A 22,337-nucleotide genomic window follows, 5' to 3' on the forward strand; every position below is an offset into this window, starting at 1 on the left:
TCCCCTTCAGAACACAAAGTCGACCGAAGCGCTGATCACGCCGATCGGGTGGCCGGACTGGAAGCCCTGCTGCACATTGATGAAGGTGCCGTTCGAGCCGCGCTGCGGCGTCAGGCGGTCGTACTGCAGCTTGAGCGCGTAGTTGGCGCGCAGGTCCCAGCGGACGCCGGCGGTGATGCTGCGCTGCTGCGGAATGGTGTCCAGCATCTGGTTCAAGCCTGCGTTCAGCTGGGCGCCAGCGCCGGCCAGTTGCGGCGGCAGGCCGCCCAGGTCCAGGCCTGCAATGCGGGTCGGCATATTGGAGCGCGACACGGCATAGGAGATGTATGGCGTCAGGTCGCCGAAGCGATAGCCGCCGCTGATGTAGGCGGCGGTCTTGTCGCCCAGGTAGGAGCGGGCGTTCATGCGCCCCACTTCGCCCATCAGGAACCAGGCGCCCGGATCGTAGCTGGCGCCCAGCGAGACCACGTCGGCCCGTTTGGCGTCGACATCGTAGCGCGCCACCAGCGCCGCGCCCTGCGGCCCGAACTGGCTCAAGCCGGCGAACAGTTCGCGCGCCAGCTTGAGCGTCAACTCGGTGCTCATCGCGCTGGCGCGCACGGTCAGCGCGCCGCTGGTTGTGGTGTTGGACAGGCCAGTCATCGCGCGCGCCGTGGCATGTTCCTGCGGCGTGACGGTGACATCGGTGTGGCCGAAGAAGACCTGGGTGACGTTGTTGATGCCGGCCGCGCTCCAGCGATAACTGGCGTCGACGCCATCGCTATTGCTGATCGGGATGGCGCCGTACACCTCGACCGGCGGCCGCACCCACGGCAAGGCATAGCCGGCCTTGCGATAGTCGCCGGCCAGGAACAGCGGCAGCGCGATGCGTCCCACCCGCAGGCTCAGGTCCGGCGTGGCCTGGTATTTGACGTTGGCCCATTCGACCATCGGCGCATAGCCGCTTTGCAGCGTGCGTTCGGACACCACCTGCAGCACCGCCGACCAGCGGCTGTCCAGGTTCAGGCCCAGTTGCATGCCCACGCGGCTGTCCACCGTGGCGCTCCATTCGTGGCTGGCGCCGGCGTTGCCGGGATTGAGGACGTTGGCGGTGAAGTCGGACTGGCTGTCGTTACTGTGCACAAAACCCAGCGTGCCATAGCCGCCGAAGGTCCAGCGCGGCGCGGCGGCGCCATCGTCGGCCTGCGCCGCGGCGCAAGCGAGCATCGTCAAAGTGAAAGCCAGCGGTGAAAAATCAACGGTCATTCGTGGTTCCTGTCTATCGTTACATACGGCGTGTTCTGCCAAGTGCACCGTGTTCAGGACGCGCGAAGACGCGGACGCCGTCCGCGAGCGCGGGCGGTCATGCTCAACAGGGTGGGAAGGTCGCGGCTAAGGCGCTTTGCGCCTGGCTAGGGAGCCGTTCCGAAGAACTGATTCGGATGTAAGTACTTTATACTGCCGTGTGGCAACTGTCGATGCATTAGAGTACAACACCAAAAAATCTATCGAAAAACCACGTATTTGGATAATTAAATACCAATAGAAGTAGCATTTAACTACCAAATATCTTGCATCGCCAACCACCTTGCGGATACGACCACGCGTGCTTCTTGCGAGTGGATATTGTCAAGAAAATAAAATCGGGCTACCAATCAAGCCGCTGGCGGGCAGGAAGCCGCGGCGCTCTTGAACAAGGCGTCGACAAAGTCGACGAACACCTTGATGCGGGCGGCGCGCTGGTGCCGCTGCGGATACAGCACCGACACATCCGGTCCAGGCGCCTGCCATTGCGCCAGCAGCGGCACCAGCGCGCCGCTGCGCAGCGGCTCGATCAGCGACACCGACAGATGCTGCACCACTCCCCCGCCGTTGATCGCCATCTCGATCAGCGACTCCACATGGTCCATCGCCACCGCGCCGCGCGGGGTGCTGGTGAAGGGCTGGCCGTCCTGCTGGAAGATCCACGGCCGCAGCTGGCGGGCCTTGGGATAGACGAAGTTCAGGCAGGGGATGTCGTTCAGGTCATCGGGATGCCGGGGCCGGCCGTGGCGCGCGACGAACTCCGGCGAGGCGCAGCAGATGTAGCGGTTCTTGAAAACGCTGCGCGCCACCAGGCCGGAATCGGGCAGCTCGCCGATGCGCAGCATCACGTCCACGCCCTCGTCCACCATGTCGATCAGGCGGTCGTTGGCGCTCAGGCGCACACTCAGCTCGGGATACGCCGCCAGGAAGCCGGGCAGCGCCGGCGCCACGAACTGGCGCGCCAGGATGCCCGGCATGTCGACCCGCAGGCTGCCGCGCGGCGCCTGGTGGGCGTCGTTCATGCTGCTTTCCAGCTCCTCCATTTCCTCCAGCAGCCGGCGCGCTTGCTCGACGCAGCGGCGGCCCTCGTCGGTCAGCGACATGCTGCGCGTGGTGCGGTTCAGCAGCTTGACGCCGAAATGGGTCTCCAGCACCCCGATCTGGTGGGTCACGGAGGATGTCGAAATCCCCAGCTTGGCCGCCGCCCGGCTGAAGCCTCCGGCATCGACGACGGCGCAAAAAACCTTGAGGGCATCCAGACGGTCCACGTTCTCTCCTTGTTCTGGCTTGATTATCCACGATTCCGGGATACTGAATGCGGCGCGGCCCACTTTTTCCCGCCCCCGCCCGGCCGCAGAATAGCTCCATCAACCCATCACCTAGGAGCAGCGCCATGAACACCATGCAAGCCGTCGTACTGAACGCTTTTGATGCCCCCTTGTCGGATCAGCGGATCGCCCGCCCTGTCGCCACTGCCGGCCAGGTGCTGGTGCGCGTGATCGCCAGCGGCGTCAATCCGCTCGACACCAAGATCGCCGCCGGCAAGGCCGACCACGCCCAGGTCCGGCTGCCCGCAGTGCTGGGCATCGACATCGCCGGCGTGGTCGATAGCGTCGGCGCCGACGTGCAAGGCTTTGCCGCCGGCGACCGCGTCTTCGGCATGACGGGCGGCATCGGCGAGGTGCAAGGCTCGCTGGCGCAGTACGCGGCGGTGGATGCCCGGCTGCTGGCGCACATGCCGCCGCAGTTGACGATGCGCGAAGCGGCCGCCCTGCCGCTGATCTTCATCACGGCATGGGAAGGCCTGGTCGACCGCGCGCGCGTCGGCGAGGGAATGAAAGTGCTGGTGCACGGCGGCGCCGGTGGCGTCGGCCACATGGCGGTGCAGCTGGCGGCGGCGCGCGGCGCGCTGGTGTACGCCACCGGCAGCGCCGAGCAGCGCGAGACCATCGAAAAAATGGGCGCGACCTTCATCGACTATCGAAGCACCAGCGTCGACCAATACGTCCGGCAGTACACCGACGGCGAGGGTTTCGACGTGGTCTACGACACGGTGGGCGGCGCCACGCTGGACGCCTCGTTCCGCGCAGCGCGCCAGTATGGCGGCCATGTGGTGAGCTGCCTGGGCTGGGGAACGCATGCGCTGGCGCCGCTGTCGTTCCGCGCCGCGACCTATTCCGGCGTGTTCACGCTGCTGCCGCTGTTGTCCGGCAAGGGCCGCGCGCATCACGGTGCGATCATGAAGGAAGCCGGCGCGCTGGTCGCCGCCGGCAAGTTGAAAGTGGCGCTGGACGCCGGCGTCTACACGCTGGATGCAGCCAGCGTCACCGCCGCCCACACCGCGCTGACCGAAGGTACGGCGCGCGGCAAGGTGGTGGTGCAGGTCGGCGAGGGTTAAGGCTTGAGCGTGTCGGCCTCGCCAAACGAGGCCGACGGCGCTAACCCGGAACTCAGGCCGCCAGCGCCTGCCCCTGGTAGAACGGATAGTCGGTGTAGCCTGCTTCCGAGCCGCCGAAGAAACTCGGACGGTCGTAGTCGTTCAGCGGCCAGCCGTTGCGGAAGCGCTCCGGCAGGTCCGGGTTGGCGATGAAGTGACGGCCGAAGGCGACCAAGTCGGCGTCGCCGGCGGCGAGGATGGCATCGGCCGATTCGCGGTCGAAGCCACCGGCGGCGATGATCGTACCGGCGTAGTGTTTTCGGATCAGTTGCGCGGCCAGCGGCGCCTGGCTGCGGGTCTCGTCCTCGATATTGCCGGCGATGCGGGGCTCGATCAGGTGCAGGTAGGCCAGCTTCAGTGTCGACAGCTGTTCCGCCACATAGGTGAACAAGCCTTCTGGATCGGTGTCCGACATGTCGCCCCAGCTGCCGCTCGGGCCGATGCGCACAGCCACCTTGTCGCTGCCCCATACCGAGATCACCGCCCTGGTGGCGTCGATCAGGAAGCGCGCGCGGTTTTCAAACGAGCCACCGTAGATGTCGGTGCGCTTGTTGCTGCCGTCTTGCAGGAACTGATCGAACAAGTAGCCGTTGGCGGCGTGCAGCTCGACGCCGTCGAAGCCCGCCTCGCGGCCACGAATGGCGGCCAGGCGGAAGCTGTCGACCAGGCCTTCGATTTCGGCGATCGTCAGTGCGCGATTGGGCGTGTTCGGCACCCAGCCTTCGGTGGTGTAGGCCACGCCGCCATGCGGGACTTCGGATGGGCCCACCGGTGTGCTGCCAGCCGGCTGCACATCCTTGTTCGACTGGCGGCCTGCGTGATACAGCTGGAGGAAGATCTTGCCGCCCTTGGCGTGCACGGCGTCGGTGACCAGCTTCCAGCCGGCGATCTGGCTGTCGTCGTACAGGCCGGGCGCGCCGAGGTAGCCGTTGCCGTTTTCAGCGGCGATGGTGGCCTCGCCGATCAGCAGGCTGCCCTGCGAGGCGCGCTGCGCATAGTATTCCGCCATCAACGGGCCAGGCCGGGCGCCGGCTTCGGCGCGCATGCGGGTCAGCGGCGCCAGTACCACGCGGTGGTTAAAAGTGTACGGACCGACTGCTACAGGGGACATCAGGTTTTTCATGATTGGCTCACTTGGTTAGGGATATAGCCAATGTAAGGGATGGCCATCAAAAGAAAAATAGCTTGCTATTCCAAAGATATCGGACAGATACTTCCGCAATAGCGTTTTCAACGAGAGTCACCCTATGGACAGCCTGAGCGGCATTTCGATGTTCGTCACCGTCGCCGAGATGCGCAGCTTCACCAAGGCCGGCGCGCAGTTCGGCATATCCTCGTCCGCCGTCGGCAAGAGCATCGCCCGCATGGAGCAGCGCCTGGCCGTGCGGCTGTTCCACCGCAGCACCCGCAGCATCACGCTGACCGCCGAGGGCACGCTGTTCCTGGAACGCTGCCGGCGCATCCTCAGCGAAGTGGAGGCGGCGGAAGCGGAGTTGTCGGAATTGTCCGGTACGCCCAGCGGCCGCCTGCGCGTCAGCACGCCGCAGCTCACCGGCCTGGTGATGCCGACGCTGACCGGCTTCATGCGCCGCTATCCCGACATCTCCCTGGAAATCGACCTGTCCGAGCGCATGGTCGACATCATCGAAGAAGGTTACGACGCCGTGATCCGCACCGGCGCCCATCACGATTCGCGCCTGGCCTCGCGCCGCATCGGCGCCTGCCCGCAGGTGGTGGTGGCCTCGCCCGCCTATCTGGCCAAGCACGGCACGCCTTCGCATCCGCGCGAACTGGCGCGGCACCACTGCCTGCTGCACAAGTTCCCCGCCAGCGGCCGCATCGAACGCTGGCCGTTCAAGCTGGAGGACGGCGAACCGGAACCGCAGCTGAACGAGCGCATGACATGCAGCACCATCGAAGCGATCACCTACGCGCTGCTGCAGGGCGAAGGCATCGCCTTCCTGCCCACCTTCATCGTCGAGGATGAATTGAAGGACGGCCGCCTGCAGATCATCCTGGCAGACTACATGGAGCAGACGGTGACGTTCACGATGCTGTGGCCGGCCAGCCGCTACGCCTCGCCCAAGCTGCGCGCGTTCATCGACTACGTCGTGCAGAACATGCGGATCTGACGGCGCGCGCCCGATATCGGCGGCCAATGGCCGGCGCTGGCTAGATCGCGCGCAGCACCCGTTCCAGGTCGTCGAAAGTAACCGGTTTGACCAGGTGGAAGTCGAAACCCGCCTCGGTGGTGTTCTCGCGGTCGCGCGCCGAGCCGAAGCCGGTATGGGCGATCAGCCGAGTCGTCGAGAACGCCGGTTCGGCGCGCAGCATGCGCGCCAGCGTGTGGCCGTCGATGTTCGGCAAGCCGATGTCGAGGATGATGGCGTCCGGCAGGTGGGCGCGCGCCAGTGTCATGGCGCCGCCGGCATCGTGCGCCAGATACACCTCGTGGCCCATCACCTTGAGCAGCTCGCCCATCACTTCGGCCGAATCGACGTTGTCGTCGACCAGCAGCAGCCGGCGCGCCGCCACCGGCGGATGCGACGCCGGCGCCGCCACGGCGGCGGCGGGTGTTGTCTCCAGCAGCGGCAGCTCCATGACGAAACTGCTGCCCTGGTTGATGCCGGCGCTGTCGGCGGCCACGCTGCCGCCGTGCATCCGCGCCAGCGTCGACACCAGCGACAGGCCGATGCCCAGCCCGTCGTGCGCGCGGTCGTGCGCCGACGCACCCTGCGCAAACATATTGAAGATGCGCGGCAGGTTGTAGCTGGTGATGCCGATGCCGTTGTCGCGCACCGCGATGCACACCGTCTGCCGCGCCGTCAGGCTCACTTCGAGCCGCACCTCGCCGCCGCTGTTGGTGAACTTGGCGGCGTTGTGCAGCAGGTTGCCGACCGCCTGCGACAGCCGCACCGGATCGCCGTTGAGCCAGATCTCCTGCGCCGGCAGATCCAGCAGCAGGCGGTGGCCGCGCGCCTCGATCAGCGGCCGCACCGCCTCCAGCGCCGGCTCCAGCACCGCGTGCAGTTCCACTTCCTGCAGGCGCAGCGTCAGTTTGCCCTCCGAGATGCGCGCCACGTCGAGCAGGTCGTCCACCAGCCGCGACAGATGCCCGACCTGGCGCACGATGATCTCGCGCGCCTTGCGGTGGACCTCGGTCTGGCCGGCGTCCGCCTCGCCCATCAGCGTGACGGCGTTGCGGATCGGGCTGAGCGGATTGCGCAGCTCGTGCGCCAGCGTGGCCAGGAAGTCGTTCTTGTTTTCGTCGGCCGAATGCAGCAGGCTTTCCATTTCCTTGCGGTGCGTGATGTCGCTGGTGATGCGGGCGATGCGGTACGGCGCGTCGCTGGCGTTACGCACCGGGAAGGCGCGGTCGCGCACCCAGCGCAGCACGCCGTCCGGCTGGCACAGCCGGTATTCCTGCTCGTAATGCTCACCGTTCCGCACCGCCTGCCAGTGCGCCTCGACGCCGGCGCGGTCGTCGGCGTGGATCGCGTTGATCCAGTCGTCCGGCTGTTGCTGCAGTTGCTCCGGCGGGCGGCCCCACATCGCTTCATAGGCTTTGCTGACGTACAGCAACTCGTTGCTGTACAGGCCGAACATCCAGAACACGTCCTCGATGTTGTCGGTCAGCTGGCGGAAGCGTTCCTCGCTGTTGCGCAGGTCGGCCTGGGTGCGTTGCAGGCGCAGCAGCGCGTTGACGTTGGCGATCAGCTCGTCGGCCTCGATCGGCGCGGCCAGGTAGTTGTCGGCGCCGCCCTCCAGGCCGCGGATCTTGTCGTCGCGCCCGGTCAGCGCGGCCGAGGTCTGCAGCACCAGCACGCCGGAGGTGGCCAGGTCGGCCTTGATCTGGCGGCACACTTCGATGCCGTTGATGTCGGGCAGCTTGACGTCGAGCAGCACCAGCGCCGGCGCCAGCCGCCTGGCCAGCAACAGCGCATCGGTGCCGTTGGCGGCCTCGGCCACCTGGAAGCCGGCCCCCTGCAGGATGCGTGTCTTGACATAGCGCGCGCCGTCGTTGTCGTCGACGTTCAGGATCAAAATATTGCTGTTGTTCATGGACTTGTCCTTCATCATAGGCGGTCGCGGCCATTGTCGCCGGCCTGGACCCGGCGCGGCAGGCGCAGCGAGAACGTCGAGCCGGCGCCGGCCACGCTGCGCACGTCGACCGTGCCGCCGAGCAGCGTGGCCAGCTTGCGGCACAGCGGCAGGCCCAGGCCGGTCCCCTTGGCGCGGCGCTGCAGCGGGTGCTCGATCTGGCTGAATTCTTCGAAAATGAGCTGCAGATGGTCGGCGCCGATGCCGATCCCGGTGTCGGTGACGGTGAACGTCACGTCGTCGGCGTCGTCACCGGCCCGCAGTTCGACCACGACCTGGCCCGCCTCGGTGAATTTGAGCGCGTTCGAAATGAAATTGCGCAGGATCTGCGCCACCTTGCCCTCGTCCGACAGCAATGGCAGCGGCTGCGCCGGCGCCACGAACACCAGTTCCACCACTGACGGATGGGGCGCCAGCGGCCGCAGCATGCCCTTCAGGGCGCTGAATAGATGGTCGACCTCGATCGGCGCGATGGTCAGCTCGACCTTGCCCGCCTCGATCTTGGCCAGGTCCAGCAGGTCGTTGACCAGCTCGGACAGGTCGCCGGCGGCGCTGGCGATGAAGCCGACCTGCCGCTCCTGTTCCACCGACAACTCGCCGTCCATGCGGTCCAGCAGCAGCTGGGCCAGCGCGCGGATCGAGCTGAGCGGCGTACGCAGCTCATGGCTGGTGTTGGACAGGAAGCGCGACTTCATCTCGTCGGCCTTGCGCAGTCGCTCGGCCTTTTCCTCGATCTCCGCATACAGCGCGACCACGCCGCGGTTGGTGTCCTCCAGCTCGCGCGTCAGCGCCAGCAAGTCGTCCTGGCGTTCGCGCAGCTCGGCCAGCGCCGCGCCCAGCTCGCGGTTCTGCTGCTGCATTTCCGCATAGGTGTTCTGCACCGGGCTGGCGGCCAGCGCCGCGCCCAGGCGGTCCAGGGCGGAGCCGTCGAGCCGCTGGCGCGGCGCCAGTTCCTTGTACATCACCACCAGCATGCCGGGCGCGGCGCCCGCCTGCGCGGCGCAGCCGTCCATCAGGCGCTGCGCGGTGACGATGGCGTTGTCGAACTGCTGCGCCGGCGATTCGGCCTCGACGCCGGACGGCAGCGCGACCGCGCGCAGCGCGCCGCCGTCGGCGCGTATCGTCACGCTGAGCCGCTGCGGCTGGGCCTGGAGATCGAGCGCGAACTGCGCGCGCCCGCCGGCCAGCCGGGCGTAGGCGCAGCGCGCCACTTCCGACACCGCCGTCGCCACCCGCACCTGGTCCTGCACGCCGAAACCGAGCAGCGCCGAAATCTGGCGCGCGCGCTGGCGCACCATGACCACGTCCGGCTCGCTGTCGATGCCCACCTGCAGAATCCGGGTCGGAACGCTCATGCGGCCTCCGGACAGCGCTGCACCAGCACGCAGGCGTCGTCGCGTGCGCGCGCACAATCGCGCAACAGCACCGCCGCGATCACCGACGGCGCGCAGCCGCCCAGGCCCGGATACTGGTCCAGGTCCCACTGCGTGTTGATGCCGTCGCTGGCCATGACGATCAGCGCGCCCGGCGCGCATGGCAGCGTAAATTCCTGCACCTTGCGCATATTGTGGCCGACGATGCCGTTGTGCGACACCAGCTGGCGCCGCGGCCCATGGCCGATGATGCAGGCGCTGATGTTGCCGACGCCGGCGAAATGCAGCAGCCCCGCCGCCGGATCGAGCAGCGCCACGGCCAGCGCCGCGCCGCGCGTCGGCCGCAGCGCCTGGTGGCAGACCGCGATCTGTTCGGCCGGCCGCAGGCTGGGCTGCTGCGCCATCGCCTGCACCGCCGCCGTGGCCGCCTTGGCCGCCTCCGGCCCGTGCCCGAGGCCGTCCACCATCAGCAAGGTCAGCGTATGGCGCTGGCGCGCCACGGCCCAGGCGTCGCCGCTGGCGGTTTCGCCCGCCAACGGCAGGCACAGCGCGCCGGACTGCAGCGGCGCGGCCGGCGCCGTGCCGTCCCACAAGCGCGCGAAGAACACCGCGCCCTTGCCGCGCGGCGCATACACGTCGAATTCGTCGGCCAGGCGCTTGAGCGCGCCCAGCCCGGTGCCGGCGGTGCCGGTGCTGGAGACGCCGTCGCGCAGCGCCTGGCCCAGGTTGGCGATGCCGGGCCCGCGGTCGTAGCCGAGCACCTCGATGCCGTTGGCGTCGCCGCTGTGCACCACCGACAGCGCCATGCGGCCCTCGCCGGCGTGCTTGAGCATGTTCGTGGCGATCTCGGTGATGACGATGGCCAGCTGGCCGGCGCGCGTGTCGTTAAACTCCAGTTGCTGCGCCAGCCGCTGCCCCAGCCTGCGGGCGGCGGCGATATCGCTGGTGTGGGTGATCGCCACCCAGTGCGGCTCTTCCAGCGAATTGATTATTTTTTCCATTTGGTGATCGCTACCGCCGTGCCCTCTCCGCTGCGTGAATCAATATCGAACTCGTCGACCAGGCGCTTGGCGCCGCCCAGACCCAGACCCAGCCCGCCGCCGCTGGTGTAGCCGTCGCGCAGCGCCAGGGCGATGTCGGCGATGCCGGGACCGTCGTCGGCAAACACCAGCCGCAGGCCGCGCCGCACGCCGTCCGACAGCGTCTGCGCCAGCACCATGCCGCCGCCGCCGTACTTGATGGTGTTGCGCGCCAGCTCGCTGGCGGCCGTCACCAGCTTGGTCTGCTCGACCAGGCTCAGCTTCAGATCCAGCGCCTGTTCGCGCACCACCCTGCGCACGCCGACCACATGCTCGTCGGTGTGCAGCGGCAGCGTGTTGCTGTGCTGTACCTGGCCGCCGTGGCCGCCGCCATCCAGCAACCGCGACGAAAACCGCACCGTTGCGGGTGTCCTCGCATTGTTCATCGCAGATAGCTCTTCCCGAGCAGCGTCATGCCTTTCTCGACGTTGAGCGCGGTCTTCACGCCGGGCAGCGTCAGGCCGAGCTCGACCAGCGTGATCGCCACCGCCGGCTGCATGCCGACCAACACGGTCTGGGCGTCCAGCACGCGCGCCATCGCCGCCGTGTTGCTGATCATGCGGCCGATGAAGGAGTCGACCAGGTCCAGCGCCGAGATGTCGATCAGCACGCCCTTGGCGTTGTCGCGCACGATGCGCTCGGTCAGGTCGTCCTGCAGCGTCATCGCCAGGCGGTCATGCATGTCGACCTGGATCGTCACCAGCAGCAGGTCGCCGATGCGTAGGATAGGGATGCGTTCCATAGGCGGCTCAGGCGGCGCTGCGGGTCACGCTGGCGCCGACGCGGGCCAGCGCCACCATGAAGGCGTCCGCCAGCGTCGCCTTGGTGACCACGTCCTCCAGGTTGACGCCCAGGTGGACGATGGTTTGCGCGATCTGCGGGCGGATGCCGCTGATGATGCAGTCGGCCCCCATCAGGCGGGCGGCGGCGATGGTTTTCATCAGGTGCTGGGCCACCAGCGTGTCCACGGTCGGCACACCGGTGATGTCGATGATGGCGATCGCGGCGCCGGTCTCGACGATCTTCTCCAGCAGGCTCTCCATCACCACCTGAGTGCGGGCGCTGTCGAGCGTGCCGATCAGCGGCAGCGCCAGGATGTCCTGCCACAGCTTGACCACCGGGGTCGACAGCTCCAGCAGTTCCTGCTGCTGGCGCACGATGATCTGGTCGCGGCTCTTCTGGAACACTTCCACCGTGAACAGGCCCAGCTTGTCGAGCAGCGTGCTCACGCTCCACAGCGCCTCGGCCAGCAGTTCCGGTTCGGCGCCCAGCGCCTGGCGCAGGCTGGTAAACACCGATTGCTTCAGGGAGAACACGAACATCGCCGTCTCGCTCGGGGTCGAACCCTGGCGGGCGCGCTGGACCGAGATCTCGGTCAACTGGTCGCGCACCTCGTCGAAGGCGCGGCCATCGATGCTGTCGAAGCCGCCGTTGAGCGTGGCGTTCGGCAGCAGCGCCAGAAACTGGCTGCAGTGACGGCGCAACTGTTCCTCGGAGGCGGCGTCGCTGCGGAAGGACAGGCCTTGCAGCTGCGTTATCCAGTCGGCCTGAATCTCGGCCTGGTGTTGCTGGATCAGCGTGCTGATGCGGCGGGCGTTATCGTTCGAGCTCATCAAATCCCCATTTTCAAAAAATAAAAGTTAAAACAATGCAAAATTGCTGCCCAGCATAGCAGTTGCAGCGGCTTTTCTTGTAGGCGCACTCCTATATGATGAAAATATATTTACTACAACTCACTTTATTTTCCGGACAACGGTCGATTCAACGTGGGCAAGCAATTAAATTCCTTAATAACAACGTTGGGCGTATCATTAGGCCGTTTGACTTTGGCCGCGCCACCCCCATCTCATAGCGTATGCATGCCCGACCTACAGCTCCACGCCATGCCTTCCATCCCGCCGTGGCGGCATGGTTCGCTGCCGCCTTCCCCCAAGCGACCGAGGCGCAACTGCGCGCCTGGCCGCTGATCCAGGGCGGCCGGCCGGTGCTGGTGGCCGCGCCGACCGGCTCCGGCAAGACGCTGACCGCCTTCCTGGCCGCCATCGACGCGCTGGTGGCCGAAAGCGCCAGCGGCCCGCTGCCAGACGAATTGCGGGTGCTGTACGTGTCGCCGCTGAAGGCGCTGTCCAACGATATCCGCCTCAATTTGCTGGCGCCGCTGGAAGGCATCAGCCGCGAGCTGGCCGCCATGGGGCTGGCCGACCACGGCATCCGCAGCGCCGTGCGCACCGGCGACACCACCCAGACCGAACGCAACGCCATGCGCCGCCGCGCACCGCACATCCTGGTGTCGACGCCGGAATCGCTGTACGTGCTGCTCGGTTCCGACAGCGGCCGCGCCATGCTGTCGACCGTGCGCACGGTGATCGTCGACGAGATCCACGCGGTGGCCGGCGGCAAGCGTGGCAGCCACCTGGCCCTGAGCCTGGAACGGCTCGATGCCTTGTGCGCCCGGCCGCCGGTGCGGGTCGGCCTGTCGGCCACGCAGAAGCCGCTGTCGCTGGTGGCGCAGTTCCTGGTCGGCGCCGGCGGCGATTGCGCGGTGGTCGATGTCGGCCACGTGCGCGCGCGCGACCTGGGCCTGGAACTGCCGCCGGTGCCGCTGGAGGCGGTCATGGCCAACGAGGTCTGGGAGCGGGTGTACGACCGCCTGGCCGAGCTGTCGGTGCTGCACAAGACCACGCTGGTGTTCGTCAACACGCGGCGCATGGCCGAGCGCATGGCGCGCCACCTGGGCGAACGGCTGGGCGCGGAACTGGTGGCGGCGCACCACGGCAGCCTGGCCAAGGAATACCGGCTCGACGCCGAACAGCGCCTCAAGCGCGGCGAGCTGCGCGTGCTGATCGCCACCGCCTCGCTGGAGCTGGGCATCGACATCGGCGACGTCGACCTGGTGTGCCAGATCGGCTCACCGAGGAATATCGCCGCGCTGCTGCAACGGGTCGGCCGCTCCGGCCACCAGGTGGGCGGCCTGCCCAAGGGCCGATTATTCCCCACCTCGCGCGATGACCTGATCGAATGCGCGGCGTTGCTGGACTGCGTGCGCCGCGATGAGCTGGACCTGCTGCATATTCCATCCGCGCCGCTGGACGTGCTGGCGCAGCAGATCGTCGCCGAAGTGGCCTGCCGCGAATGGCGCGAGGACGATTTGTTCGACATGGTGCGCCGCGCCTCGCCCTACGCGCAGCTGGAGCGCGGCAGCTACGACGCCGTGATCCGCATGCTGTCCGAGGGCTACACCGGCCGCAACGGCGTGCGCGGCGCCTACCTGCACCGCGACACGGTGGCCGGCGCGCTGCGCGGCCGGCGCGGCGGCAAGCTGACCGCCGTCACCTCCGGCGGCACCATACCGGACAACGCCGACTACACGGTGGTGCTGGAACCGCAGGGCCAGATGGTCGGCACGGTGCACGAGGACTTCGCCGTCGAAAGCATGGCCGGCGACGTCTTCCAGCTCGGGAATACGTCGTACCGCATCCAGCGCGTCGAAGCGGGCAAGGTGCGGGTGGAGGATGCGCACGGCGCCGCGCCCAACATCCCCTTCTGGCTGGGCGAGGCGCCAGGCCGCAGCGACGAGCTGTCGATGGGCGTGGCGCGCCTGCGCGGCGAGATCGAACGCCAACTGGCCCGCGCCCCGGACGGCGAGGCCGCCATCGAACGCGCCGTCGACTGGCTGTTCGAGCATCTCGGCCTGGCCGACGACGCCGCGCGCCAGATCGTCGAATACCTGGCCCGTTCGCGCGCCGCGCTGGGCGCCCTGCCCACCCGCGAGACGCTGGTGATGGAGCGCTTCTTCGACGAATCGGGCGGCATGCAGCTGGTGCTGCACTCGCCCTACGGCAGCCGCATCAACCGCGCCTGGGGACTGGCGCTGCGCAAGCGCTTCTGCCGCAGCTTCAACTTCGAATTGCAGGCCGCCGCCACCGAGGACGCCATCGTGCTGTCGCTGTCGACCGCGCACAGCTTCCCGCTGGACGAGGTGTGGCGCTACCTGCGCTCGGCCACCGCCGAGCACATACTGATCCAGGCGCTGCTCGACGCGCCGCTGTTCAACGTGCGGTGGCGCTGGAACGCCACCACCGCGCTGGCCCTGCCGCGCTACGCCGGCGGCCGCAAGGTGGCGCCGCAGCTGCAGCGCATGAAGAGCGACGACCTGCTGGCCTCGGTCTTCCCCGACCAGGCGGCGTGCCTGGAAAACATCGTCGGCGAGCGCGAGCTGCCCAGCCATCCGCTGGTCGACCAGACCTTGGACGACTGCCTGCACGAGGCCATGGACTGCGAAGGCTGGCTGGCCCTGCTGCGCCGCATGGAAGCTGGCGAAGTGACGCTGATCGCGCGCGACCTGCCCGCGCCCTCGCCGCTGGCGATGGAGATCCTCAACGCCCGTCCCTACGCCTTTCTCGACGACGCACCGCTGGAGGAGCGCCGCACGCAGGCCGTCATCAACCGGCGCTGGACCGATCCCGCCTCCACCGACGACCTGGGCGCGCTCGATGCCGGCGCCATCGCCAGCGTGGCGGAAGAAGCCTGGCCGAGCGTGCGCAATGCCGACGAGATGCACGAGGCCTTGATGTCGCTGGCCTGCATCACGCAGGCGGAAGCGTCTTCCAACGACGGCTGGACAGAATGGCTGGACGCGCTGGCCGCCGGCGGACGCGCCACGCGCCTGCGCGGCGACGCGACGGCGGCAGGCGGCATCGATTTCTGGGTAGCGCTGGAACGCCTGGCCTGCGTGCAGGCCGCCTATCCGCAGGCCCTGCCGGCGCCGCCACTGTCCGCGCCGCCCGCAGAGAGCGACAACGAATGGACCGCCGACACAGCGCTGGTCGAAATCCTGCGCGCGCGGCTGAGCGGCTTCGGCCCGCAGCCGGTGGCCGCCATCGCCGGCGCGCTGGGTCTCACGGCCAGCACCGCCACCATCGCCCTCACTCAGCTGGAAAGCGAAGGCTATGTGATGCGCGGCCGCTTCTCGCCCGGCGCAAAAACGGAAGAATGGTGCGAGCGGCATCTGCTGGCGCGCATCCACCGCTACACCATCAAGAGCCTGCGGCGCGAGATCGAACCGGTGGAGCGCCAGGACTTCATGCGCTTCCTGTTCGACTGGCAGCACCTGTCGCCGGACACGCAACTGCAAGGCGAGGAATCGCTGCCGCTGCTGCTGGCCCAGCTGGAAGGCTACGAAGCCGGCGCCGGCGCCTGGGAAAGCGATCTGCTGTCGCTGCGCATGCAGGACTATGAAAAATCCTGGCTCGATGACCTGTGCCGCAACGGCAAACTGGTATGGACACGCATCGGCGCACCGCCCAGCGCAGCAGGAGGACCGGTGCGCAACACGCCACTGGTGCTGCTGCCGCGCCGCCAGCTGGCGCTGTGGCATGCGCTGCCGGCGGTCGCCGCCGAGATCGAAATATCGCCGCGCGCCGCACGCGTGCTGGCCGCGCTGCGCCGCGACGGCGCCATGTTCTTCGACGAACTTGTGCAGGATGCGCGCCTGCTGCCGGTGGAGCTGGAAAACACGCTGGGAGAACTGGTGGCGACGGGATTGGTCAACGCCGACAGCTTCGCCGGCCTGCGCGCCATGCTGCTGCCCGCGAACAAGCGCGCCAGCAACGACAAGCGCCGCCACCGCGGCGCGGCGCCGTCCATGGAGGAAGCCGGACGCTGGGCGCTGGTGCGGCGCGGCGACGGCGTGACGATCCGTGAGCGCGTGAGCGAGATCGCCCAAGCCATCGCCGGCGGCGCCGTCAATGCCGACATCGCCGTCGCCCGCACCGCACCGCCAGCCCGCAAACCACGCACGGCACCCGAAACGCTGGAACACATCGCCATGACGCTGCTGCGCCGCTACGGCGTGATGTTCTGGCGGCTGCTGGAACGCGAAGCCGCATGGCTGCCGTCTTGGCGCGAGCTGCTGCCGGTCTACCACCGTCTCGAAGCGCGCGGCGAGATACGCGGCGGCCGCTTCATCGCCGGCCTGTCGGGCGAACAGTTCGCCCTGCCCGAAGCCATCCCGCTGCTGCGCGACGTGCGCCGCCGCAAGCACGACGGCGGCCTGGTATGCGTCTCCGGCATCGATCCGCTCAACCTGTGCGGCACGCTGCTGCCCGGCGACAAAGTGCCGGCGCTGGCCGGCAACCGCCTGCTGTTCCGCGACGGTCTGCCGGTGGCGACCATGGTGGCCGGTAAATTCAGCTATCTATACCAGCCGTCCGCCGGTGAGCGCGAAGCGCTGCACAGCGCGCTGGTGCACACATGAACACCAGCGCGCAGACGGGCTGCGACCAAGCCATCGCGCTGGCGGCCCCGCCCTGCCCGCAAACGCGGACCGTCGATCATCCGCGCATGGTGCTGGCCACCACCATCCTTGCCTCCAGCCTAGCTTTCATCGATGGGTCGGTAGTCAATGTCGGCCTGCCCGCCATCGGCCGCAGCCTGGGTACCGACGGCGCAGGACTGTCATGGGTCGTCAACGGCTACCTGCTGCTGCTCAGCGCCTTGCTGCTGCTGGGCGGCGCGGCCGGCGACCGTTTCGGCAAACGTCTGCTGCTGCTGATCGGCGTGGCCGTGTTCGCGCTGGCTTCGTTGCTGTGCGGCTTTGCGCCGTCGCTGCCGCTGCTGGTGGCGGGACGCATGCTGCAAGGCGTGGGCGCCGCGCTGCTGGTTCCCAACAGCCTGGCCATCCTCGGCACCCATTTTGAAGGCGAGGCGCGTGGTCGTGCGATCGGCATCTGGGCGGCGGTGGGCTCGGCGGCCGGCGCGCTCGGCCCCCTGCTGGGCGGCTGGTTGATCGACATCGACGGCTGGCGCGCCATTTTCTTCATCAACCTGCCGCTGGCCGCGGCCGCGCTATACCTCGGCCTGCGCTACCTGCGCGAAGAAAACGCTGCGGCGCCGGTAGCGCTGGACCTGCCCGGCGCCGCGCTGGCCAGCCTGGGGCTCGCCGGCCTGACGTGGGGTTTGACGGTGGCCTCCAGCGCCAAAAGCCTGGACTGGCAGCCCTTGCTCGCCATCGCCGGCGGCGTGCTGGCCTTGGTCCTGTTCCTGCGGGTCGAACGGCGCGCCGGCGATCGCGCCATGCTGCCGCTGTCGCTGTTCTCCTCGCATAGTTTCAGTGGCCTCAATCTGATGACCTTCCTGCTGTACGGCGCGCTGGGGGCCTTGCTGTTGCTGGTGCCGTTTGTGCTGATCGAATTCGACCACTATTCCGCCAGCATGGCCGGCGCCGCATTGCTGCCGCTGCCGGTGGTGATCGCACTGGCCTCGTCGACGATGGGCCGCATCGCCGGCAAGATCGGCGCGCGGCTGCCGCTGACGGTTGGGCCCATCGTTGTCGCTGCGGGTTTTCTGCTGTCCATGCGCATCGGCGGCGCCAGCTACTGGACCACAACGCTGCCGGCGATGCTGGTCATCGCCATCGGCATGGCGATCGCGGTGGCGCCGCTGACCACGGCCGTGCTGTCGTCGGTGGACGCGGGCCACAGCGGCGTCGCCTCCGGCTTCAACAGCGCGGTGGCGCGCGCGGGCGGCCTGTTCACCACCGCGCTGCTGGGCATGGTGCTCGGTTCGCACGGCGCGGCGTTGCTGGCATCCTTCCACATTGCGGCGCTGGCGTGCGCCGTGACTGCACTGGCCAGCGCCGCTTGCGCCTTTCTCATGGTGCGCTAGCATCCGCGCTAGGCGACTACCTGGACGTACTGGCCAGTCCTATGCTGAAAAGCATGAATGTGACCGCGCCTGCTCGGCTGATGATTTTGCCGCCACGCTCAGACGTCAGCCAGGCTTTGGCGCGGTGCGCAAAGACGCCATAGAGACAGTGGATAACAACGACCAGACTGCCATAGGTAAGAATCAACACCGAAAACTGGCTTGCATAGCTTGTTTGCGGGTCGATAAATTGTGGCAATACAGATAGAAAAAAGAAAATCGCCTTCGGGTTTGTCAATTGTAGAGAGAGTCCTTCGGCAAAGAAGCGGACAAAGCGGGCTTTGCCGCTATCAGGCGCCGTGAAGTGAATGGCGGGTGACCGCCATAGCCGTATGCCAAGGTAGAGCAGATAAGCCGCGCCAAGCAGTTTCATCGCTGTGAATGCGGTTGCGGATGTTGAAAGAAGAATTCCCAAGCCGGTCGCCGACAGGCCGGCAACGACCAATGCTCCCGCCGCGATACCGAGGATTCCGCCGAAGGTTCGCCTCAGGCCGTAGCGCAATGTATTCGTCAGCGTCATGACGACGCCGGGACCGGGGGCCAATACCGTGACGGTAGCCATCATCAGGAACAAGGGGTATAGCTTCAAAATTTCTCCTCCATGCATAGGAACGCCAAGATGGTGGAAGTATGCGAACGTTTCAGACTGACAGCCAAGCGAATTTTCTTTATTATGTGTTGAGTAAATCTCAACACCATCATCATGGCTATCCGTCCTCCTCTCAACGCGCTACATACCTTCTGCACCGTCGTCAGTCATGGCGGCATTCGCCAGGCTGCGCAGGCGCTGCACGTCACGCCGGGCGCGGTCAGCAAGCAAATCCAACTGCTGGAAGAGCATTTGAAAAACGTGCTTTTTGAGCGCCTGGCGGGCAGCTTGGCGACACCGACGCCAGCCGGCACGCGACTTTACGAACAGGTCGCCAATGAGATGAAAGTCATCAGCGAAGTGTTAGGTGGAAGAAATACTCCCGCAGGGCGCGCTACCGTCCTGGTCGATACCAGCGTGACGCTTGCCATGCACTGGCTGATTCCTCTGCTGCGGCGGTTCAATGAACGTCATCCCGGCATACAGGTTCAGGTGCGAACGACGGATGGCCCAATCAATCCCGCCGCGCCAGTTGATGTATTTATCCGCAGGGATGAGGCCGAGCTGCGTGGCTTGCCGCACCAGACCTTCATGGTTGAACAGTCGGTTCTCGTCTCTACTCCGGCATTCATGACCAGCCTGATGACGCCCGCATTGCAAGGCGTAGATTGGATGCGTAGCGTGCCTCGCATAGGCATGCGTTCCCGTGCTGATTTATGGCCCAAATGGAGCAAAACTCAGGGCATGGCGAAGACGCTGGAACCAACCATGGAATACGACAATACGGTGTTGTCGATCCAGGCCGCACTACAAGGTCTGGGCGCACTGGTGGTGCCGGAGGTCTTTGTGTCGGCAATGCTCGAGACGCGGGCACTCGTGTTGCTGCTCCCCGAGCGGATTGAATCGGGGAGCTATTCCTTTGCTGTGGGAACGCGGCAGGACTCCGTACATACGACTGCATTCACGGACTGGCTCACGGAGAGCGGACGCGCCGCTTGCGCCTGACGCACGGTGTGCTGGCGTACAGAGAATCCGGCGGTTCCCATCTACCCTTTCGGTTGACAGTTCAACCAACGAAGGAACCTCCATGCGCCTGCCTCTGATTGCCCCCAAAGACCTGACTCCCGAACAAAAATCCCTGTACGACAATATGCGCAAGGGCATCAGCAGCAACTTCAACGACTTCATCGCCGTGCGCGAAGATGGCGCCCTGATGGGACCATGGAACCCGTGGTTGCAAGAGCCGGGCATCGGCAAGGCGATCTGGGACCTGACGTTGGCGATGACCGCCAACGCCACGCTGCCCGACAACGCGCGGCAGATCGCCATCCTGGTGGTGGGCGCCAGCTACAACGCGGCCTACGAAATCTACGCCCACATCGCCGTCGCCGAGCGCGAAGGCATGTCGGCCGAACGCCTGGCCACGCTGGTGGCGGACGTCAAGCCCACAGACCTGAGCAAGGAAGAAAGCGTGGCCTACGATATGGCCTATGCGCTGAGCCGCGGCGGCACCTTGCCTGAGCCCTTGTACCGACTGGCCGTCAGCACTTTCGGCCAGCACGGCGCCAATGAGCTGATCTACCTGGTCGGCCTGTATGCGCTGGTGTCGGTCACGCTGAACGGCTTCAACGTGCCGGTGCCAGAACGCGAGTAGCAAGCAGAAGACTGCTGCCGGTCCGGCGCGGCTCAGCGATCACAAAGCGTCGAATGAGTTGCCGGCAAAAACCGGTCGAATGGCACTGCCCAGATATTGTATTTGCCGTTGTCCCACGAGGCGTCAGCCACGCCAGCGCGGCGCTCGCTTGAGAAAAACAGCGTTCGATGATCGCGGCTCAGGCGCGGCTCGGCGTCCGATCCCGCGCTGTTGATGTCTTCGCCGAGATTCATCGGCGCACTCCATTGCCCGCAATTGCGGTAAGCGATGAACAGGTCGATGCCTCGCGCGGGAGCTCGGCCGGACCCAAAAACTATGAACGATTCATCGGGCGCGACAGCCGGATCGACGTCGGTCGCTCCCCCGTTGCTAAACGAAAGCGCTTGCGGCGCCTCATAGCGCCCGGCATTGAATTGGGCGCGGAACAGCTGGAAGCGGCCGGTCTCGCGGGACGGGCGCATGAAGTAGAGGCTGCCATCGGCGACTATGCTGGGCGCGAACGTCGAGGCGCTGGCGTTGACATCGCCCTCCAAATGCACGGGTTCGCCGGACTCGGCGCCGTGCAGCGCGACCCGCCACAAATTGCCGCCCCCTTCGACGGCGACCTTGTTGTTGAACAGACCGTCAAGGGGCTTGCCCCCGTGTTCAAGCGGGCGGTTGGAGACGAAGATCAGGAAATCGCCCGCCGGCGAGATACTCGGCTCCATATCCCGCCAGCGTCCGGAAAACTGCGCCACCTGCGGCGTGGTCCAGCGGCCGTCAACCAGGTGAGCAACCAGAATCGTGGAACTCGTGCCGTCACTGCTGCTAAACCATACGGTCGAGCCATCAACGCTAAAGGCAGGCGCTGTCTCGTGCGCATCGCGCGAGATGACGCCCGGCGCGAACACGCCGGGCTTGACCGCAACGGCGGCGGCATTCGCGGCAGCGCCTGTTGCTCCGAACAAGACGAGCAGCGATAGGCAGATCAAGGTCTTCATCAAAGCCTTATTTGTAGTTGTCCGGAGTCAGCGGGTACTTTTTGCATTTTATAGTACAGCGTTTGCTTCGGCGTGATCGACCTGACTTCATTTAACCAATTGACCATCGTGCCGAAACGAATATATACTTCGTATACGTTTCGTATATAAGGATAGAAAATGGGCATTGTGAACATCGATGAGGACCTGCACGACCAGATCCGCAAAGCGAGTGCGGTGGTGTGCCGTTCCATCAACGCGCAGGCGGCCTTCTGGATCAAGATGGGTATGTTGAGCGAAATGAATCCCACGCTGACTTTCAACGAGATCATTGCGCGGGAGCTCAGGTCCGCCGGGGTCGAGACGCAGGTTGGCCGGAGTTTGGCGGCGTGACCAAACGCCCGGAGGAAATCGCACTGATGGCGGAATCGGGCAGGCTGCTGGCCAGCGTATTCGGCCGCCTGGAGCAGTTGGATCTGATCGGCATGTCCACCATGCAGGTCAACGACATGGTCGATCGCTTCATCGTCAACGAACTCAATGCGCGTCCGGCCAGCAAGGGCCAGTATGGGTATGCCTACGCGCTGAACTCCTCCCGCAACAGCGTGGTATGCCACGGTGTCCCGTCTCCGGGCGATATCTTGCAGAGCGGGGATATCGTGAACTTCGATATCACGCTGGAGAAGAACGGCTACCTTGCCGATTCCAGCAAAACCTATCTGGTCGGCGACGTGCCGCCACTGGCCAAGCGGCTGGTGCAAGTGACGTATGAAGCCATGTGGATGGGGATCAACGCCGTCCGTCCCGGCGCCAGGCTGGGGGATGTCGGCCATGCGATCCAGCGTCACGCCCGGCGCAGCGGCTATTCGGTCGTCAAGGAATACTGCGGGCACGGCATCGGCCGCGCAATGCACGAAGCTCCGCAAGTGCTCCATTGGGGAAAACCAAAAACCGGCCTGGTACTACAGGAAGGCATGGTGTTCACCATCGAGCCCATGCTTAACCAGGGCAGCCGCGCCGTGCATACCGAAGACGACGGCTGGACGGTCGTGACGACAGACGGAAAATTGTCCGCGCAGTTCGAACATACGGTGGCCGTGACACGCAACGGTGTAAAGGTCCTGACGCTGCGTCCGGAGGAAAGATCGTTGAACTGA

19 protein-coding genes are annotated in these 22,337 nt (G+C 66.3%); 8 read left to right on the top strand and 11 right to left on the bottom strand.

Annotated features, from left to right (window positions below; translation table 11 throughout):
- Positions 1–6 precede the first annotated feature (6 nt).
- Positions 7–1,245 (bottom strand): porin, encoded by a 1,239-nt coding sequence (locus tag RUGAMON1_RS10265; protein WP_445230418.1) that lies wholly within the window; start codon positions 1,243–1,245, stop codon positions 7–9.
- 389 nt (positions 1,246–1,634) lie between these two features.
- Entirely contained in the window at positions 1,635–2,552 is a 918-nt protein-coding gene (locus tag RUGAMON1_RS10270) for a LysR family transcriptional regulator (RefSeq protein ID WP_445230419.1), read from the bottom strand.
- Between the two features lie 125 nt (positions 2,553–2,677).
- On the opposite strand from RUGAMON1_RS10270, the gene RUGAMON1_RS10275 reads away from it, so the two are divergent.
- Positions 2,678–3,682 carry a zinc-dependent alcohol dehydrogenase family protein gene (locus RUGAMON1_RS10275; RefSeq protein ID WP_445230420.1) on the top strand — a complete coding sequence of 335 codons (1,005 nt, stop codon included), beginning with the start codon at positions 2,678–2,680 and terminating at the stop codon, positions 3,680–3,682.
- Between the two features lie 52 nt (positions 3,683–3,734).
- On the opposite strand, the gene RUGAMON1_RS10280 is transcribed toward RUGAMON1_RS10275, so the two are convergent.
- On the bottom strand, positions 3,735–4,844 hold the full coding sequence (locus tag RUGAMON1_RS10280; protein WP_445230421.1) for an alkene reductase: 1,110 nt from the start codon (positions 4,842–4,844) through the stop codon (positions 3,735–3,737).
- 124 nt (positions 4,845–4,968) lie between these two features.
- Here RUGAMON1_RS10280 and RUGAMON1_RS10285 point away from each other — a divergent pair, with 124 nt between their 5' ends.
- A complete protein-coding gene (locus tag RUGAMON1_RS10285; protein ID WP_445230422.1) occupies positions 4,969–5,853 on the top strand; it encodes a LysR family transcriptional regulator in 885 nt (294 codons plus the stop codon).
- A 40-nt stretch (positions 5,854–5,893) separates the two neighbouring features.
- Here RUGAMON1_RS10285 and RUGAMON1_RS10290 read toward each other — a convergent pair whose 3' ends face one another.
- The 6 genes from RUGAMON1_RS10290 to RUGAMON1_RS10315 are packed head-to-tail and all read right to left on the bottom strand — an operon-like array spanning position 5,894 to position 11,887.
- Positions 5,894–7,783 carry a hybrid sensor histidine kinase/response regulator gene (locus tag RUGAMON1_RS10290; RefSeq protein ID WP_445230423.1) on the bottom strand — a complete coding sequence of 630 codons (1,890 nt, stop codon included), beginning with the start codon at positions 7,781–7,783 and terminating at the stop codon, positions 5,894–5,896.
- 14 nt (positions 7,784–7,797) lie between these two features.
- Positions 7,798–9,177 carry an ATP-binding protein gene (locus RUGAMON1_RS10295; protein ID WP_445230424.1) on the bottom strand — a complete coding sequence of 460 codons (1,380 nt, stop codon included), beginning with the start codon at positions 9,175–9,177 and terminating at the stop codon, positions 7,798–7,800.
- Entirely contained in the window at positions 9,174–10,196 is a 1,023-nt protein-coding gene (locus tag RUGAMON1_RS10300) for a SpoIIE family protein phosphatase (RefSeq protein ID WP_445230425.1), read from the bottom strand. The genes RUGAMON1_RS10295 and RUGAMON1_RS10300 overlap by 4 nt, the downstream gene beginning before the upstream one ends.
- Entirely contained in the window at positions 10,184–10,660 is a 477-nt protein-coding gene (locus RUGAMON1_RS10305; protein WP_445230426.1) for an anti-sigma regulatory factor, read from the bottom strand. Before RUGAMON1_RS10305 ends, RUGAMON1_RS10300 begins: the two co-directional genes overlap by 13 nt.
- Entirely contained in the window at positions 10,657–11,016 is a 360-nt protein-coding gene (locus RUGAMON1_RS10310; protein WP_008447609.1) for an STAS domain-containing protein, read from the bottom strand. The genes RUGAMON1_RS10305 and RUGAMON1_RS10310 overlap by 4 nt, the downstream gene beginning before the upstream one ends.
- Before the next feature lie 7 nt (positions 11,017–11,023).
- Positions 11,024–11,887: an STAS domain-containing protein gene (locus RUGAMON1_RS10315; protein WP_445230427.1), complete on the bottom strand. Its 864-nt coding sequence runs from the start codon at positions 11,885–11,887 to the stop codon at positions 11,024–11,026.
- Positions 11,888–12,129: 242 nt separating this feature from the next.
- Here RUGAMON1_RS10315 and RUGAMON1_RS10320 point away from each other — a divergent pair, with 242 nt between their 5' ends.
- The gene (locus RUGAMON1_RS10320; RefSeq protein ID WP_445230428.1) at positions 12,130–16,530 is read left to right on the top strand and encodes an Lhr family helicase; all 4,401 of its coding nucleotides are present in this window, start codon (positions 12,130–12,132) and stop codon (positions 16,528–16,530) included.
- Complete coding sequence (locus RUGAMON1_RS10325) at positions 16,527–17,939, top strand: MFS transporter (protein WP_445230429.1); 1,413 nt, start codon at positions 16,527–16,529, stop codon at positions 17,937–17,939. The genes RUGAMON1_RS10320 and RUGAMON1_RS10325 overlap by 4 nt, the downstream gene beginning before the upstream one ends.
- A 16-nt stretch (positions 17,940–17,955) precedes the next feature.
- Here RUGAMON1_RS10325 and RUGAMON1_RS10330 read toward each other — a convergent pair whose 3' ends face one another.
- Entirely contained in the window at positions 17,956–18,567 is a 612-nt protein-coding gene (locus tag RUGAMON1_RS10330) for a LysE family translocator (RefSeq protein WP_445230430.1), read from the bottom strand.
- 114 nt (positions 18,568–18,681) lie between these two features.
- Here RUGAMON1_RS10330 and RUGAMON1_RS10335 point away from each other — a divergent pair, with 114 nt between their 5' ends.
- Positions 18,682–19,572, top strand: coding sequence for a LysR family transcriptional regulator (locus RUGAMON1_RS10335; protein WP_445230431.1), 891 nt, complete (start codon positions 18,682–18,684; stop codon positions 19,570–19,572).
- Positions 19,573–19,654: 82 nt separating this feature from the next.
- Positions 19,655–20,221: a carboxymuconolactone decarboxylase family protein gene (locus tag RUGAMON1_RS10340; protein ID WP_445230432.1), complete on the top strand. Its 567-nt coding sequence runs from the start codon at positions 19,655–19,657 to the stop codon at positions 20,219–20,221.
- Positions 20,222–20,253: 32 nt separating this feature from the next.
- Here the strand turns inward: RUGAMON1_RS10340 and RUGAMON1_RS10345 are convergent, their stop codons facing one another.
- Complete coding sequence (locus RUGAMON1_RS10345) at positions 20,254–21,201, bottom strand: TolB family protein (protein WP_445230433.1); 948 nt, start codon at positions 21,199–21,201, stop codon at positions 20,254–20,256.
- A gap of 159 nt (positions 21,202–21,360) precedes the next feature.
- Between RUGAMON1_RS10345 and RUGAMON1_RS10350 the strand changes: the two genes are divergently transcribed.
- Together RUGAMON1_RS10350 and map are read left to right on the top strand one after the other, a co-directional pair.
- Positions 21,361–21,573 (top strand): ParD-like family protein, encoded by a 213-nt coding sequence (locus tag RUGAMON1_RS10350; protein WP_445230434.1) that lies wholly within the window; start codon positions 21,361–21,363, stop codon positions 21,571–21,573.
- The gene (gene map, locus RUGAMON1_RS10355) at positions 21,570–22,337 is read left to right on the top strand and encodes a type I methionyl aminopeptidase (protein WP_445230435.1); all 768 of its coding nucleotides are present in this window, start codon (positions 21,570–21,572) and stop codon (positions 22,335–22,337) included. Before RUGAMON1_RS10350 ends, map begins: the two co-directional genes overlap by 4 nt.

Origin of the sequence: Duganella rhizosphaerae (assembly GCF_040364205.1) — a bacterium.
Taxonomy (GTDB): Bacteria; Pseudomonadota; Gammaproteobacteria; order Burkholderiales; family Burkholderiaceae_D; genus Rugamonas; species Rugamonas rhizosphaerae.